The organism is Psychrobacter sp. KCTC 72983 (genome assembly GCF_014280455.1).
Taxonomy (GTDB): Bacteria; Pseudomonadota; Gammaproteobacteria; order Pseudomonadales; family Moraxellaceae; genus Psychrobacter; species Psychrobacter pacificensis.
This window is the reverse complement of sequence record NZ_CP060390.1, coordinates 1,564,598-1,578,620: the sequence shown is the minus strand read 5'-3', so window position 1 is coordinate 1,578,620 and position 14,023 is coordinate 1,564,598. Positions and strand designations below refer to the sequence as shown.

At 44.8% G+C, this 14,023-nt stretch carries 12 protein-coding genes; 7 read left to right on the top strand and 5 right to left on the bottom strand.

Translation table 11 applies throughout. The features are described 5' to 3' along the window. Positions 1-94: 94 nt before the first annotated feature. Together rsmI and PSBA01_RS06770 are read left to right on the top strand one after the other, a co-directional pair. Positions 95-1,054, top strand: a complete 960-nt coding sequence (gene rsmI, locus PSBA01_RS06775) for a 16S rRNA (cytidine(1402)-2'-O)-methyltransferase (protein ID WP_186473547.1) — start codon at positions 95-97, stop codon at positions 1,052-1,054. 333 nt (positions 1,055-1,387) lie between these two features. Continuing rightward, positions 1,388-2,407, top strand: coding sequence for an adenosine kinase (locus PSBA01_RS06770; RefSeq protein WP_186473546.1), 1,020 nt, complete (start codon positions 1,388-1,390; stop codon positions 2,405-2,407). A gap of 395 nt (positions 2,408-2,802) precedes the next feature. Here the strand turns inward: PSBA01_RS06770 and PSBA01_RS06765 are convergent, their stop codons facing one another. After that, entirely contained in the window at positions 2,803-4,113 is a 1,311-nt protein-coding gene (locus PSBA01_RS06765) for an O-acetylhomoserine aminocarboxypropyltransferase/cysteine synthase family protein (RefSeq protein ID WP_186473545.1), read from the bottom strand. Positions 4,114-4,344: 231 nt separating this feature from the next. Continuing rightward, positions 4,345-5,007, bottom strand: coding sequence for a Fe-S biogenesis protein NfuA (nfuA, locus tag PSBA01_RS06760; protein ID WP_058025134.1), 663 nt, complete (start codon positions 5,005-5,007; stop codon positions 4,345-4,347). Between the two features lie 486 nt (positions 5,008-5,493). Here nfuA and PSBA01_RS06755 point away from each other — a divergent pair, with 486 nt between their 5' ends. The 3 genes from PSBA01_RS06755 to PSBA01_RS06745 all read left to right on the top strand — a co-directional run bounded on the left by PSBA01_RS06755 (position 5,494) and on the right by PSBA01_RS06745 (position 8,984). Continuing rightward, complete coding sequence (locus PSBA01_RS06755; RefSeq protein ID WP_186473544.1) at positions 5,494-6,561, top strand: bifunctional nicotinamide-nucleotide adenylyltransferase/Nudix hydroxylase; 1,068 nt, start codon at positions 5,494-5,496, stop codon at positions 6,559-6,561. Positions 6,562-6,726: 165 nt separating this feature from the next. After that, the gene (locus tag PSBA01_RS06750; protein ID WP_186473543.1) at positions 6,727-8,124 is read left to right on the top strand and encodes a nicotinate phosphoribosyltransferase; all 1,398 of its coding nucleotides are present in this window, start codon (positions 6,727-6,729) and stop codon (positions 8,122-8,124) included. Next, a complete protein-coding gene (locus PSBA01_RS06745; RefSeq protein ID WP_186473542.1) occupies positions 8,118-8,984 on the top strand; it encodes an SGNH/GDSL hydrolase family protein in 867 nt (288 codons plus the stop codon). The genes PSBA01_RS06750 and PSBA01_RS06745 overlap by 7 nt, the downstream gene beginning before the upstream one ends. A gap of 89 nt (positions 8,985-9,073) precedes the next feature. Here PSBA01_RS06745 and PSBA01_RS06740 read toward each other — a convergent pair whose 3' ends face one another. Beyond that, positions 9,074-9,352 carry a type B 50S ribosomal protein L31 gene (locus PSBA01_RS06740; protein ID WP_057761772.1) on the bottom strand — a complete coding sequence of 93 codons (279 nt, stop codon included), beginning with the start codon at positions 9,350-9,352 and terminating at the stop codon, positions 9,074-9,076. A gap of 525 nt (positions 9,353-9,877) precedes the next feature. On the opposite strand from PSBA01_RS06740, the gene PSBA01_RS06735 reads away from it, so the two are divergent. Further along, positions 9,878-10,468: a YceI family protein gene (locus tag PSBA01_RS06735; RefSeq protein WP_228724529.1), complete on the top strand. Its 591-nt coding sequence runs from the start codon at positions 9,878-9,880 to the stop codon at positions 10,466-10,468. Positions 10,469-10,586: 118 nt separating this feature from the next. Here PSBA01_RS06735 and PSBA01_RS06730 read toward each other — a convergent pair whose 3' ends face one another. Next, a complete protein-coding gene (locus PSBA01_RS06730; RefSeq protein ID WP_186473540.1) occupies positions 10,587-11,021 on the bottom strand; it encodes a hypothetical protein in 435 nt (144 codons plus the stop codon). Positions 11,022-11,526: 505 nt separating this feature from the next. Here PSBA01_RS06730 and PSBA01_RS06725 point away from each other — a divergent pair. Continuing rightward, complete coding sequence (locus PSBA01_RS06725) at positions 11,527-13,164, top strand: FAD-dependent oxidoreductase (protein ID WP_379542924.1); 1,638 nt, start codon at positions 11,527-11,529, stop codon at positions 13,162-13,164. Positions 13,165-13,301: 137 nt separating this feature from the next. Here PSBA01_RS06725 and PSBA01_RS06720 read toward each other — a convergent pair whose 3' ends face one another. Continuing rightward, positions 13,302-13,985 (bottom strand): TIGR00730 family Rossman fold protein, encoded by a 684-nt coding sequence (locus PSBA01_RS06720; protein ID WP_075107332.1) that lies wholly within the window; start codon positions 13,983-13,985, stop codon positions 13,302-13,304. Positions 13,986-14,023: the final 38 nt, after the last annotated feature.

Genomic DNA, 14,023 nt, shown 5'->3' with positions numbered 1-14,023 from the left:
TCTATCGATTTATTCACTCACTATTTGACTGAAAAATCATAGATAACGACTGGATATAATGGCGCACTATTATTGTTAATGACCCGAGGTTTTCATGTCTACCCCTACTGCGATGCCAGCTTGTCTCTATATCGTTGCCACGCCGATTGGCAACTTGACCGACATGACGCCACACGCGATTGATGTTTTAAAGCAGGTCGCGATCATTGCCTGTGAAGATACTCGCACTTCAGGTAAGCTGTTGTCGCACTTTGGTATTGATACTAAAGGAAGCAAAACAGATGAGGCAAAAAGCTTAGAGACCCATCATGCCACAAGTAGTGTAGAAGAAGATGATGAGGCTACAACGAAGCAAAAAGGTCATAACAAGCTATGGGCTTATCACGAACACAATAGCGCTATTCAAACGCCTAAAATCATTGAAATGATTGAGCAAGGTCATTCGGTTGCCTTGATTAGTGACGCTGGTACGCCACTGGTCAGTGACCCAGGTTATCAATTGGTACAGGCTGCACATGAAGCTGGCGTGACCGTATCTCCTATCGTTGGGGCTTCTGCTGCTATTGGCGCATTGTCAGTGGCAGGGTTGCCATCAGATCGATTTAGCTTTATTGGGTTTTTACCAGCCAAAACTCACGGCCGTCAAAAACAACTGAACGATTTGATCGCACGTACCGAAACTCTGATATTTTATGAAGCGCCGCATCGCATCGTATCTAGCCTGGAAGATATGGCGACGATATTTGGTGCAGGCCGTGCAGTGACTTTTTGTCGTGAATTGACCAAAACGTTTGAAACCATACATAAGAGCACCCTTGGCGATTTGGTCGAGTTTGTCAAAGCAGATGACAATCAGCAACGCGGTGAGATCGTCGTGGTCGTCGCTGGCGCCGGTATGGCAAAGGATACTGACGACATCAGTACTCATGATAAATTGCTACAGCGTTTGCTAGAGGATCTATCGGTCAAAAAAGCAGCCGCGCTGGCCTCTGATATCACTGGTGTAAAAAAGAATGCACTTTATCAGCGTCTACTAGAGCTGCAAGCTGACTAGGGCGTGTTGAACATTCGACCATGACACTGACAGCGACTATTTTTTAGGCGATTCGATGTTAAAAATAATAAGCTTAGTCACTCTAAGCGCTTATTTTTAACGATGAAGCGGCAAAAAAGAGTCCTGTCCCCTGCTTTTATCGTTGGGGCTGATGCTAAAATTGCCCCATACTGCGTTACAAATCTCGTTAAGGCATCTGCATTATCGTCGCTTTGTGCCTTGTCTGGAACAATTTTAGCGATCAGCAGTGCCTATTTGCGAATGTTCAACACGCCCTAGTTTTTAACAATAAGAAAGATAACTGTTTATAAATTAATTGAAGAGAGGTAAGCAATGTACGATGTAATGGCGATAGGTAATGCGTTGGTTGATCACGAGTATGTGCTGTCAGATGCGGCACTAGAAGAGACCGAGCTGACCAAAGGTAATATGACATTAGCAGAGTTTGAGGAGCAGCAGCAACTACTGGCTTACTTTAAGCTGGCTGAGATTGAGCCATCAAAACAAGCCGGCGGTGGCTCAGCAGCCAATACAATGTTTACCTTTGCTAGCCTCGGCGGTAAGCCGTTTTATGCTTGCCGCGTCGGTGATGACGATCAAGGGGTGTTTTACCTCAGAGACTTGCACGAAGCAGGCGTCACAACCTCAGACAAATCTATCCATGAAGGCGGTGTGACCGGCTCCTGCGTGGTGGCTGTCACCGAAGATGGCGAGCGTACCATGCAGACCTATCTTGGCACCTCAAGCGAAATCGCAGCTGACAATGTTGATTTTGATGCGTTGACGCAAGCAGACTGGCTATATTTAGAAGGCTATTTGGCCATGTCTGAAAGCATCCAACCAGCAATGACTCAACTGCGCCAACAAGCCGGTATTCATAATGCAAAAATTGCCGTGAGTTTTGCGGATCCTGCTGTAGTGAAATTTGCCAAAGACGGCCTGCTTAACATGCTCGGCAATAAAGTTGCCGTGATATTCTGTAATAGCGAAGAAGCCAAGCTATTCACCGATAAAAAACAAGTCAAAGCCGCTGCCCGTGCCCTGCTTGAGCATTGCCAAACAGCGGTCGTCACTGATGGTGCCAACGGTGCGGTCATTGCCCACAAACCTGATGACGAGTCGGAAATCGAAGTTTACGACGTGGCAACGCCAGTAGTAACGAGTGTCATCGATACCAATGGCGCAGGTGATAACTACGCGGGTGCCTTCTTGTATGCGCTATCACAGCATTATAGCTTGCCAGAGTGTGGACGTCTTGCCAGCGAAATATCGTCACAAGTCATCCAGCAGTTTGGACCACGTCTTGCCTCGCAGGATTACCGAGATATCGCTCAGCGTGTCCTATCTGCTTAAATGCTGAATATGTATATTTAACGCAAATAAAAAGCCCATATCAAGTCGATATGGGCTTTTTTGTTTATAGATTATAATCACTCAAATAATTTTCCTAAATGAGCACGCTTTTATATTAGGGCGTGTTGAACATTCGCAAATAGGCACTGTTGATCGCTAAAATTGTTCCAGACAAGGCACAAGGCGACGATAATGCAGATGCCTTAGCGAGATTTGTAACGCAGTATGGGGCAATTTTAGCATCAGCCCCAACGATAAAAAGCAGGGGACAGGACTCTTTTTTGCCGCTTCATCGTTAAAAATAAGCGCTTAGAATGACTAAACTTATTATTTTTAACATCGAATCGCCTAAAAAATAGTCGCTGTTAGTGCCATGGTCGAATGTTCAACACGCCCTAAGCAGTAGCTAATGCTTGCGCAAGATCGGCTTTGATGTCTTCAATGTGCTCGATACCAATAGACAAACGTACCATATCTTCACTAACGCCAGCCTGCTCAAGCTCCTGCCCATTTAACTGACGATGCGTCGTCGAGGCAGGATGACAGGCCAATGACTTGGCATCACCGATATTCACCAAGCGCGTAATCAGCTGTAGCGCATCGATAAAGCGCGACCCTGCCTCCAAACCGCCTTTTACGCCAAAGGTCAAAATAGCAGAAGGCGTGCCTTTCATGTACTTTTGGGCAAGCTCATGCTCAGGATGGTCAGACAGGCCTGCATATTTTACCCAAGCGACCTTGTCATGGTCACGTAAGTATTCTGCAACCGCTTGTGCGTTCTGTACATGACGCTCCATCCGTAGGCTCAGCGTCTGCATCCCTTGCAAGATACTAAACGCATTAAGCGGACTAAGCGCCGCGCCCGTATTGCGTAGCGGTGCGACACGAGCACGCGCGATAAAGGCAGGCGCGCCCACGTCTTTGACAAAATTCACCCCATGATAACTGGCATCTGGCGTGTTCAGTAATGGGAAACGCTCAGGATAATCGCCCCACGCAAACGTACCACTATCGATAATCGCACCACCAATCGACGTCCCCGTACCGCTCATATACTTAGTCAATGAATGCACCACAATGTCCGCACCAAACTCAAACGGACGGCATAGCGCAGGCGTGGCAACGGTATTGTCAATCACGACAGGCACACCGTACTCGTGAGCAATATCACTGAGCGCCTGAATATCTACGATATTACCTAGTGGGTTACCGATACTCTCGGCAAAGACCATTTTAGTCTTATCATCGATTAAATCACGAATCGCTTCTGGATTTTTGTGGTCAAAAAAGCGCACCTCGATACCTTGACGCGGCAATGCATGCGCAAACAAATTGTAAGTCCCGCCATACAGAGTCGATACCGCAACGATATTGTCACCTGCTTCACAAATGGTCTGGATCGCATAAGTGATAGCAGCCATACCAGAGGCGGCCGCAAGCGCACCGATACCACCTTCAAGCGCAGCAACGCGCTCTTCTAGCACCGCATTGGTCGGGTTCATAATACGCGTATAGATATTGCCCGCGACCTTTAAGTCAAACAGATCAGCACCATGCTGAGTGTTATCAAACGCATAGGAGCTGGTATGGTAGATAGGTACGGCGACGGATTTGGTGGTCGGCTCCACGCTATAGCCAGCATGAATCGCCAAGGTCTCAAGACGCTGGTTGTTCTTTAATTCTTGGGCTGCTTGTTCATCACTCATCGTACATTCCTTTGTATGGATCAAATGTATTGATCAAGATTTACTGATTCAAGAGTTCGCGTTTAAAAACTATCTCAAAAAGCTGTCTGCTAAATCATAGCAATAAAAAAAGCTGAGTTCATCATAACTCAGCTTCTTTATTAAAAGAATAGCAAAATACTAATTGTTTAATGACAAACATGCATAAGCGTTTTTTATAACCGCTATGCTGCTTTTATTGGTTTTTTGCATTTATTTATAATAAGCATTTTCTGTGCGCGTATGGTCGGTATCATCAACCACTTGCGTCAGTTCTGGTATTTGCTGCTTAAGCTGTACTTCAACGCCTTGACGCAGTGTCATATCAACAGCTGAACAGCCTTGGCAACCACCGCCAAACTTCAAGACCGCGGTCAGGCCAATACCTTCTTCTTCAATCAATTCAAGCAACTGTACGTCACCGCCATGCGCTGCCAAGCCAGGGTTAATCTCCGACTGCAAGACATAGTTAATACGCTCTTCGACACTGGCATCAGCGCCCACTTTGGGTACTTTAGAGTTTGGCGCGCGGAAGGTCAGCTGACCACCAAAACGATCTTTATTGTAATCAATGACCGCATCTTCTAGATAAGGCACCGAGGCCGCTTCGATAAAGGCTGAAAAATCATCATAGGTCAAACACAAATCAGCGCTGTCTTCTTCGCCTGGTTGGTTGTAAGCCATGCAGCACTCCGCACGCGGCGTACCAGGATGCTCAACGAAGATACGCACACCGATGCCATCAGTGTCTTGCTTGGCTAACAAGTCTGCCAAATAGCCTTGAGCAGACTCAGTGATGGTGATATTGCTTTTTGCTTCAACTTGCTCAGTATCTAATGCTGACTCATAGTCAGCGGCTTGATTTTGCTCACTCATAATGTTTCCTATGCGTTATGACACAAGCGCAATATCTATTATGGCGACCGTGTCGTGAATTTGAATCTTAAAATGGTTATGGCTTATATCAGTTTGCAAGCCATCAGTGCTTGAGGTTTATTATTGTAATGCACTGGCAGCAATAGTCATAAAATTTAATCCGTCTATAATGGCCATTATACCTGAAACAAGGAGTAATTCCGACCGCGCTACTGTGAATTGAACCGTGACCGCTGCAAATGGTTGTCATTGGTTTTTTCAATGGCACTACAAGTCAATAGATTAGGCATTGTTTATATAATGACTGATAAGCTACCCTCTATATAAAGACAGCTGCGTTATTTATCAAGCAGACTAAATACAAATAATGCCTACTAAGGATACACCCCTAAACATCTTTCTACTTGTCAGAAAGTCACAGGCTGTGTCAGTATTAGCGTCATTAATTTTTTATCAATAAAAATAAATTGTAGGAAATTGGCGTCTATGAGTGAATTATCAGAGCAAGCTTCAGATAAGCAAAACCCCGAGCAAAAAAACAGTACACACTACCGTTATTTGGTTTTTATCGGGCGTTTCCAGCCATTTCATTGTGGGCACAAGGCAGTCATTGACGAAGCGCTCAAACGCTCTGATGAAGTGATTATGCTGATTGGTTCGGCCAATCTACCACGCAGCTTACGTAATCCGTTTAGCGTCGCTGAACGCGCTGCGATGATCAAGGGCGCTTACTCAGCAGAAGACGCCGCTCGTATCCATTGCGTCGGTCTAGACGATGCACTATATAACGACACGCGCTGGCTACAATACGTCCAAGCAGGCGTCAAATCGGTCACGGGTGATTTGCAAACGGATATTGGCTTGATTGGTCACTCAAAAGACAGCTCATCATATTACTTATCACTGTTCCCTAACTGGGCATCGGTGTCAGTACCTAATTATCATAATCTATCAGCCACGCCTATTCGCGACAGCTATCTGATGGGCGCAACGCCAACGCCTGAGCGCACGCCTGAGTCAACGCGCAACGTCCTCGATGCATTCAAAAAAACGGACGATTATCATCAACTGCATGAAGAAGCGGACTTTATTGATAAATACAAAAGACAGTGGCAATCTGCCCCCTATCCACCAACCTTCATGACGGCTGATGCGTTGATTGTACAGTCGGGGCACATCTTACTAGTCGAGCGACGTAGTATGCCGGGACGCGGATTATGGGCCTTACCGGGTGGATTTTTAAACCCAAAAGAGACGCTGTTTGACGCTTGTATTCGTGAGCTGCGTGAAGAGACGCGCCTGAAAGTTCCTGAGCCTGTATTGCGCGGTTCTTGCCACAGTCAGCATACCTTTGATGACCCGTATCGTTCAGCACGCGGACGCACCATTACCCAAGCGTTTTACTTCCAGCTTAAAAACGATCCGAAAGGATTACCAAAAGTAAAAGGCGGCGATGACGCAACCAAGGCTTTTTGGCTGCCATTGGCAGAGCTTGATGCCAAAATGATGTTTGAAGATCATTATGCGATTATTACCAAAATGGTTGGGTTGTAGTTTTTCGTTATTAAACGGATGATCAGGTCATGGTCAAATCAACCCTCACTGATATCTACACAATGTATTTTTTAACTTTTTATACCAGTGCCGATAGACGGCACTCAACCGCCGCCACTGTTCTTTCGAGGCAGCTGCGGCAGCTCAAAGCAGAGGAGTTCTGTGATGTACACCAGTAATCTAAACAATTTAATCTTAAATAGTGACAGCTATAAAACCTCACATTGGGTGCAATATCCAAGTGGTAGTGAGTATCTGTCCAGCTACATTGAAGCGCGCAAAGGCGACTATGATGTGGTGTTCTTTGGTCTGCAGGCCTTTATCAAAGAGTACCTAAGCACTCCTATCACGCATCAAGATATCGACGAAGCCGAAAAAGTGATTAAAGCGCATGGCTTAACCTTTAATCGTGCGGGCTGGGAACACTTGATTGAAAAACACAACGGCTATTTGCCACTGCGTATTCAAGCCGTTCCTGAGGGCAGCATCGCTCCGGCATCAAATGTAGTCTGCCAAGTTATCAACACTGATCCTGAGTTTTATTGGCTACCAAGTTATATCGAAACAGCGCTATTACGCGCGATTTGGTATCCGTCAACGGTCGCTAGTGTCTCTCGCTATTGCAAAGAGATTATCCGTCAAGCGCTAGAAAAGTCAGCGGACAATACAGAGTCGCTACCTTTTCGCTTACATGACTTTGGCGCACGTGGTGCGTCCAGTCAAGAAACCGTTGCGCTCGGTAGTTTGGCACATTTGGTCAACTTTGCTGGTACCGATTCAATGACAGCACTTATTGCATCCAGTCGCTGGTATCAGATGGGTGATGACATGCCTGCGTTCTCTATCCCAGCGGCGGAGCACAGCACAATGACGGCTTGGGGACGTGATGATGAGAAAGCGGCTTTTCATAATATGATTAAGCAGTTCGGCGGCACAGACAAAGCGTTTTCAGTTGTGTCTGACAGCTACGACTTATGGAATGCGATCGACAATATCTGGGGCGACGCCTTAAAAGATGAGGTCGAAAATATGGGTGGCACTTTGGTTATTCGTCCAGACAGCGGTGAGCCGACTAAAGTCGTCCGTGAAGCGCTAGAGCGCTTGGCGGTGAAGTTTGGCACGACGGTAAACAGCAAAGGCTATAAAGTGCTGCCTAATTATGTGCGCATCATCCAAGGTGACGGCATCAGCCCAAACACTTTGGGCAGCATTATCGATGTGGTGCTAAAGGCTGGGTTTAGCGCGGATAACATCACCTTTGGTATGGGCGGTGGTTTATTGCAACAAGTTAACCGTGACACCATGAGCTGGGCAATGAAATCGAGCGCTATCTGTATCGATGGCACATGGAAAGATATTTATAAAGACCCTATCACCAGCCGCTCAAAACGATCGAAAAAAGGACGATTGGCACTGGTACAAGATGGCAATGGTCAGATCAAAACCATAAAAGAGCAAGCATTGAGTGCTCAAACGGACAATCTATTGCGTGATGTCTATGTCGATGGTCAATTATTGATTGAGGACAGTCTCACGATTATTAGGGAGCGTGCAGGATGGTAGACACCAACAAACTGACATCTATAGCAAAAGATGTCCTACTTGCCCCTGTATATCTTTATCAGGGTCGTAAAATCAAGCGTGAAACCGTTCGTTTGCCGGAGCCAAACGGCGAAAGACATGGTATGGTTGAGCTATCAAAAGCAGATGATGGACTGTCATTTAAAAGCCAAGAGACGCTTAATTTGATGGTCGTGGGCGACTCAGCAGCAGCAGGTGTCGGCAGTCAGATTCAGCAAGAAGCGCTGGTTGGTAAGCTGATTCCGATATTGGAACAGAATGCCGTTATTCGATCGAACTTTGCACAGCTCAATTGGTCATTACAAGCGACGACTGGTCATACTAGCTTTGATATTTTGCGCAGATTATATGTTCTCCCTACTCCTGACCAACCTATCGATGTGATGTTGCTGAGCGTTGGGGTCAACGATACGACGTCCAATGTGGCAGTCCACAAATGGCAACAGCAGATCGAAGACATCATCCATATTGCACAGCGCAAGTTTGGTGTCCGCGAATTGATTTTTTTGAGCTTACCACCGATGGCGCAGATGCCTGCGATTCCCTCCCCACTCAATAATTTTGTTGGGGCAAAGGCCTCAATACTTGATGAGATATTGCAAAAAGTCTGCGCTGCTCATGACGGTGTCAACTATATGGCAACTGACTTTGCACGCATGATAAAAGAGCATGGCAATGGTCAGCCTATTGATATTGCCGTGATGTTCGCCAGTGATGGCTTTCATCCTAGCAGCCTAATGTACGGTTATTGGGCACAGCAAATTGTAGAAAACACTACGCAGTTATTGGCTCCATCTGCCATTCAGGCTGATGACCAAACACACTCAAGTGTTAGTGCCTAAAAACACATGTGTTTAAAAACAAAAAAAACCGCTGAATAGTCAGCGGTTTTTTATTGCTTGGCAGTATATATTTACACCATAAGGGTAAATTACTCAGCAGCGTCAGCAGCTTTCTTGCTACGGCCACCAAATGCACCAAAGCGTTTGTTGAAGCTTGCAACACGGCCTTCAGTAGACGTTTTACGTTGCTCACCAGTATAGAATGGATGCGACGCACTTGAGATATCAAGTGGGTAGTATGGGTATTCTTTACCTTCGTATTCACGAGTCGCTTTAGTCTTAGCCGTTGAGCGAGTCAAAAAGAACACGTCAGCGTTAGTGTCGTGGAATAAAACTTCTTGATAGTTAGGATGGATATCTTTACGCATAATATACTCTCTAGGTCCGATGTATGTAGGGCAGTGTCAATCAACATCATAATTGATGTCTCAAACAAGCGAACACATACGTAACTGAGGCACTAAGGACATTACAAGTATGGCAACTGCATCACTGGCTTATTCCAGCACCCAATACCACGCCTCTGCTCACTTAGCCTTTCCCCAGCGGGAAAATTAAACCGCGATTTTAACGCTTTTTTGACGCGGACGCAAGCTGCAGTTGTGATAGAGATATGTGATAAGTTGTCAATAATATAGCTACGGTCTTGAGATAATCAATGTAATTCAGTACAATTATTTAGTTAATAAAATTAATCTTTAATACAAAATACTGTAGTTTATCTAAATAAATATGCTATGACTATGTCATTTATACTTAGCATATTAAACTACACAACTATGCGATATTGATCAGGTCTACAGGAAGTATCGCTCTACTCATTTATAGACAAGCTTAGATTTATAATCAAGCATGGAAAACAAATACTCAATAAGGATTATTCAATGATAAGTATGACAATGAAAACTACTGCTAAAGCGTTATTCGTCAGCTCGGCACTTGCTATCACTACTATGGCCAGTGCGGCACTACCAACTCAGTGGGAGTTAGATGATTCACATACTCGTGTCGGATTTTCTGTGAGCCATATGGGATTCTCGACCACAATGGGACATTTTGGTGATATTGAGGGCGTGGTGAATTACGATATGAAAGCACCAAATCAAGCCAGCATGGAATTTACTATTGCAACTGATAGTATCGATACCAATTGGGATGCTCGTGATAAACATCTAAAAACCGATGAGTTTTTTAATGTCGAAAAGTACCCAACCATGACGTTCAAATCGACCCAAGTTAAATTTATCAACCCACAGCAAGCTAAAGTAACTGGCGACTTTACCTTACTCGGTCAGACCAAACCGCTAACATTGGATGTTACGTTAAATAAAATCGATAACAGCCCACTGACTAAAGAGCCCGTTGCTGGTTTTCGCGCTACTGGTACGATCGATCGCGCCGCTTATGGTATGACTGCTTATGCTAGCGGTATTACGACCAACGTCCCTATCCAAATCGACGGTGAACTGGTAGAGAAAAAATAAAGACAGACTTTGCTGAATATCTACGTTCGTCCTAAATATCAATTTTTATTCGACGGTAACAAAAAAGCAGCACCTATATAGGCGCTGCTTTTTTATGTCTATATCAAACTATCGTAGATTATTTTGTTGGGATCACGTGCCAAACGTCAAGCTTATCGTCGCCATCTTTATCACCCATTTTGGTGTCGTTGGCGTAGAAGTATAAAGGCTTACCATTCATGGCCCACTGATACTTACCATCTTCACGTTTGAATGCTGCAAACTGACCAGAAGCTTTGGCATTGCTTGGTGCTTGAAATATCGGCCACACAACTTGGCAGGCGGTGCCGCAAGCTGACATGTTCATTGAATCTTTGTCAAAAGTATATAGTGTCATGTGATTGGTTGCGTCGACCAATACGCCGTTTTTACTAGCGACTGGTGCAGTATTATTGCTAGTGGCTTGCACCTCATGTGTACCTGACATGTCATTACCGACGACGCTCTTTAGTGTCGTACAGCCTGTCAGAGCCAAAACACCTGTTAGAGCAGATAACATCATGATATTTCTCATAGTAACTTCCTTGTCATTTTGATAATTGTAATAGTAAATTTTATGAGCCGTTTTTGTTTTCTGATATAAAAACTGGGCTTTAACCTCACTTGAGCGAAATAAATATAGCACACAGTTTTTGGCTATAACGGTCATCCATATACAAACTTACAAAAGTGGCTGAATCTTACAAAATGCTTAAACACAGGCCTTTTTGGCTACAGAAAACTGACCTTATCCCCATTCTCCAGATGTTGCACTCGACTTCGCCTATTAGAAACTGCCCAAGGCCACCTCACCTCGTTGACAAAACTCATGCATCTACTTACGTATTTGTCATCATATTGTCTGTAGTTCTTCGTAAAATGAACTTATAGAAATGAAGTATTACTACACAATAGAAAATACCTCTGTTGTGGCTTATAAATAAATATTGAACTTAGCGACCTTCGCACGCATATCAATAGTTACAAGACATTTAACGATGATACCAGCATGGCCTGATGCAAATGCTACTAAGGATATAATGACGACAATGACTCAGTCTTCTAATAAAAATCACGCTCATTCTGTCAAACAAGATGATTCTTCTGATTCTTCTAAGGTGCTGTCTTATGGAGATCATCAAAACTTGCCCACCAAACGTCCTACTAAACGCGTCGGTATTTTGGGCGGCGGTACTGCAGGCTCAACGATTGCTATTCGCCTTGCCGCACTAGGGCTTGAGACTTATTTGTTTGAGAAGAAAAAATCACTCATTGATGGCCCACCAATGTGTCACTTGCATGCTGGCGGCAACTTGTACCGCGAGATACCTGATGAAGATTGTGTGGCGCTCCTCAAGCAATGTATTGACATATTACGTCTCTATCCTTATACCATCGACGTTCGTCCTACTGTATTTGCGGTGCCGACACGCGATGAAGGACTGCCTGAAGACTTGCTACCGCGTTTGGATATTTTGACAGAAGCTTATCAAGATCTGATTGAGCAAGATGTCAACAATAAAGTACTTGGCGAACCTGAGGATTACTATCAGCTCTATAGCCATGAGCAATTGCTTGAGTTGTCTGAGCGTGAGCAAGTTGAAGTACCAAGTACGGTTGATGAGTGGATGATACCCGTTGCCAAATACTTAGACTTAAATAAGGTAAAATTTCCACTGATTGTCGTACAAGAATATGGCTGGAATATATTTCGCTTGGCGGCTTCTGCGCAGTTGGCGCTTGAAGAATATGATCATGCCCATGTCTTTACTGACACCACAGTACAAAAAGTAGTCCCTGTGGATTGTGAAAACTGCACCAATGCCGATCACCATGTTACCAAATGGCGCATTGACTATCAGCAAGCAAACGACTCTCAAGCTGAATCTATCGAAGTCGATTATTTGGTCAATGCTTGCGGTTTTCGCACTGGTGTCATCGATGACATGGTCGGTGTTGAAGTCACGCGTATGGTTGAGTTTAAATCCTCTTATGTCACCCATTGGGGCGATGCAGGTGGACAGATACCTGAGATTATTGTGTATGGTCAACGAGGTACACCCGAAGGCATGGCGCAGTTAACCCCCTATCCGGGTGGGTATTTTCAGATACATGGCATGAGTAAAGCCATTACCTTATTTGATGACGGTCTGGTCGCATCTAGCTCAGATAGCGCTCAGCCTAAACTACCACAGCAATACGTACACTATATCGAGGATGGCTGGGACAAAGCGCCGCTACAAGCGCGTAGCCAGCAGGCGATTGAATATGTGGCTGAGTTTGTACCGACATTCAATAGTGCACGCACTGTTGGCAATGCGCTATATGGTGGGCAGCAAATTCCTGGAGAAGATGATACGTTGCGAGTGGCTGACGTAAGCTTGTATTCTAATATACGTTACGCTCGTGCAGAAAATGTCAAAGCATCTTCAACCTTGATCGCTGCTGATCAGATAGTGAATGAGCTGACGACGCTCGGATTGATACAGAACGATACGCCAATGAATCGTAGCCGCTACGCACACGAATGGTCGTACTTGACACATAACGATGGTCTGGCTGTTGATAAGGTTGCACGTGTACTCGCTGAGCAGCGTGGATTTCCAATAGTAATGGCAGATGTCAATCATAGTATTCGTGAAGCAGCACTGGCTGATCTCTCACCCGCTGGTGTATAGCAAGTATTAGTCATTTCTAGCGTTTACGGTTAGCTTTATGAATATAAAACTGACTATAAAAAAGGAGCGGACAACCAATAATCGGTTATCTGCTCCTTTTTTATGTGATTGCTTTTAATTGCTCGATTTTATAAAGCTTAGCTGTTGCTACCAGCCATTTTTTCTGTATCTACATGATCATTGATGGTCACGACGGTCTGTAGCATCTCGATTGCCTCGTTGATGGTATTGCACACCACCAAACGATCTAAATCTTGCTGCTTCATAAACCCTTGCTCGGTGGTATATTTTAGATGCTCAATCATACGGTCATAAAAACCATTGATATTGAGAATAATCATTGGCTTTTCATGTTGATACAGCTGACGCCATGTGGCGATTTCCATAATTTCTTCTAGTGTACCCAGTCCGCCCGGCAAGGTAATAAAAGCATCAGCATACTCTGCCATAACGGTCTTACGCGTGTGCATGGTATCGGTCAAATGCAAGCGAGTCAGCTGCTCATGAGCGATTTCGTGCTTGAGCATAAAGGTTGGAATGACGCCTACCGCCTCAGCGCCGCCTTTGATGACCTCATCTGCGACCGCGCCCATGAGACCAATGCTAGCACCGCCATATACCAGTCCCATACCATTATCTGCCAACGCACTGCCAAGCTCGCGTGCTGCCTGCTCATACACATCATTGTTGCCCAAGCGTGAACCGCAATATACGGCCACTAGCGGCATCGTTAGTGTTGATTTATCCACGGCTTTTTCTATATTGGTGATGTCTTTGCTCGTAATTACATCATAAGTATCATCGTTGATTTTCATTTGCATATGGTTTCCTTAATTTATCGATCATTTTTTATTGAGTG